The following is a 2,942-nucleotide window of genomic DNA, read 5'->3' on the forward strand; positions in this document are numbered from 1 at the left end:
GGCCTACTATTAACCATGGTATGGGAACAGTACAAAGCCTGCAACCAATATCTAAATTTTTTGAAATTCCATAACTTAAACCCGCATGTGCTAAAAAGGGCGTATAATTAGTGGTAGCCGGGGTTTTAATAAAAGTTACCTGACCGCCTGTACCACTAATAAACACAAAATCTTTGGGTTGTGCTGTAGTAGCAGTTTCAAAATTTAACACCCGCTGTGCATGCACTTATTCTAATAAGCATAAGCATAAAAATGAAAACAATAATTTTTTAATCGCCTCTCTATTATTTTATTTATTCTATACATGTAAAGCTAGATGAAGATAAATGTTTGATGCTCTTAAATTTGGTTGTAAATAGATATACAAAAAAATATAAAATAAACAGAATTGCCGTACAAAACTTAACTTAAAAAGCACTCTAATCCATTGCTGTAATTGATCACAGGCTAAAAAATGTTTATTTAAAAATTAGAGGGAGTGCCCATCTTTTGAAATCGGTTAAAATATTATTCGAAATAGGATTTAACCAATATTAAACAATTTTAGTAGCACAACAATGAAAATAAATTTATTTACTATTTTATTAATTCGAATCTGGTTCTAGCTACTATCGTTACTTTTCGGTAGTATAGCCGACCACCTAATTTCTACTCTCTTGCCGGTGTAATTGCAATATTCCTAAATTCAATAGGCCCATGATCTCCCTGGAAATATATGGGGCCGGGAGTACCTTCATTACTGTCTAAAGCACCTCCGGTAATACCGGGTATTTCGCGGTTACAAATTACTTTTATACCATTGGCAATTACAGTAACCATTCTGCCCACCAGGGTAATGTCGAACGACTGCCATTCGCCGGGCAATTTAGCCACCATTTCGCTCGGAGCTATAAAGCCGTAAATAGCGCTGAATAAACCTACAGCAGGCTCTTTGCCCTTACTGTCTATGATCTGCACTTCATACCTACCGCGCAAATAAACGCCGCTATTGCTTTCTGCAGGATACCGAAATTCAAGATGCAGTTTCAAATCGTTAAACTTCTTATCGCTTACCAAATTAGAACCCGAGTGTGGACTTTTCAACACGCCGTTTTCAACCACCCATTGGTTCTTGCCCATGGCATGCCAGCCACTCAGGTCTTTGCCATTGAATAAGCGGATGGGTTCACCCCAAACAACAGGTTTATCTCTGTGCAGGCGAGGCGCCCTATGGGCTATCCAGGTAAAATGTTCTCCCTCACTACTGGTTCCCGTACCCACCAAACTATCGCCCTGTAGTGTACCTTCTATGGATAAATATTTATCTGATTGTTCCCATTGTGGCGGAATGGCAAAATGCATTGTATTGTTTTCAAAAAACACTTCCGAAATAGGCCGGGCACTACCTCCAGGGCCTACAAATTGTCCTACCAGTGTTTTCAACCCGGAATGGTACACGCCCAACCAGGAAGGTAATGCCTTACCGTTCAATTGTAATACCATATCCCATCTGCCCTCTAAAGGCGAACCTTCCGGCGGCATTACTACTTGTGCATGCGCTACAATATGCATACAAAACAAAAAAAATGTGAGGAAAGATAGCTTTTTCATAAGCAAGTACCATTTAATGAGGTTAGGAATGAAACAAACAATGGACCAACAGGCTTTGTTTGCATAGCATGAAATTACAGTTTTTGAAGCAGTCAGAAAAAAATTCAGGATTAAACCTCTTGTACTTATTTTAATGTAATATTTTTTACATGCGTATACTTTCAGAAAACCTAAGCCAACTTTGGGTTTCATCAAAATATTAAGAAAAGAAATTACAATACCTACTGTTTCCCGAAGGAATGATGTACAATAAGAAAAATAACACAGTTTGAACCGTCAGTATCAATACCCTCTTCGCCACTATTGTCCAACTGCAAGGCATTACAGCACAAAATAAAAAGGCAACCTTGTAAAAGGTTGCCTTTGGAAAGCTTCCAACGGACTGCCTACCAATAGTTCTACATTTTTAAAGGATGTGCTGGGGGTGGCGGGGCTTTGAGGGGATGTTTTTCTAATTTGAATATTGATAGTGTGAAAATATATAAATTTTAGGTTGTATTACACCTGCACACATGCAATTAGCTATTTGGAATAAATGAAGATTGGTGTTAGTAGCTGCAAGCTACAAAAAAGTACGGCGTAGGCAAAGCCATACGCCGAGTGTGGTTTTATTGTTTTGATGTTGATAAACTACGCTGAGGGGGGTGATTATTGGATGGATATTGTTATTAGTAGCTGCATGCTAAAAATGTACAGTGTAGGCGCAGACAATACAGAGAGAAAATTTTTATGTTGGACAAACTACGCGGAGGTGAGGGTTGCTTTGTGTGTAGCTTATTCTTCGTCTTTTTCTCTTATAAATCCTATTCTCCTTCTTGGTACATGATTGCTTTGTTTTTCTATTAACTCCTTCAATACCATAAAAATATTTTCAATGTCTTTGCTGTTTCCCTTTACCTCTTTTTCTAGTTTGGATAATTGTAGCAGTATCTCTTTATGTGTTAAAGCGTATTCCCTAAGTTTTGTAAATACCCTTATTATCCTAATGTTTACTTCTATTGCAACATTGCTGTTTAAAACACTCGACAACATGGCTACTCCCTGTTCTGTAAAAGCTTTGGGCAGTTTTCTTCTTCCACCCCAATTTGATGTCGCATTTTGCGACTTCAAGTTTTCATACTCTTTTTTAGTCAGGCTAAACATAAAATCCTTCGGAAACCTCTTGCTATTGCGTTTTACCTGCTCATTCAGACGTCTTGTTTCAACACCGTACATTTCTGCTAAATCTTCGTCTAACATTACTTTCTGATTTCGGATAACATAAATCCTATTTAGTATTTTTTGTTCTGCCACTAATGCCTGTAATTCTTTCTTTGCCATTGTAATTTTTTGATTGCGTAAATATAAAGTTT

The 2,942-nt window shown here is 37.6% G+C and carries 3 protein-coding genes; all 3 read right to left on the reverse strand.

The features are described 5' to 3' along the window. The coding region (locus EO766_RS17965; protein WP_287101763.1) for a hypothetical protein at positions 1-211 on the reverse strand (211 nt) is incomplete at its 3' end. A 437-nt stretch (positions 212-648) separates the two neighbouring features. Continuing rightward, positions 649-1,590, reverse strand: coding sequence for a 3-keto-disaccharide hydrolase (locus EO766_RS17970; RefSeq protein WP_074419713.1), 942 nt, complete (start codon positions 1,588-1,590; stop codon positions 649-651). Between the two features lie 774 nt (positions 1,591-2,364). After that, a complete protein-coding gene (locus tag EO766_RS17975; RefSeq protein WP_074418384.1) occupies positions 2,365-2,910 on the reverse strand; it encodes an ORF6N domain-containing protein in 546 nt (181 codons plus the stop codon). Positions 2,911-2,942 lie beyond the last annotated feature (32 nt).

This window comes from Hydrotalea sp. AMD (genome assembly GCF_004100315.1).
Classification (GTDB): Bacteria; Bacteroidota; Bacteroidia; order Chitinophagales; family Chitinophagaceae; genus Hydrotalea; species Hydrotalea flava.

Bases quoted from the DNA above. Each gene is read 5' to 3' on its own strand.
- EO766_RS17970 (WP_074419713.1), bottom strand. From the start codon at position 1,590: ATGAAAAAGCTATCTTTCCTCACATTTTTTTTGTTTTGTATGCATATT.
- EO766_RS17975 (WP_074418384.1), bottom strand. From the start codon at position 2,910: ATGGCAAAGAAAGAATTACAGGCATTAGTGGCAGAACAAAAAATACTA.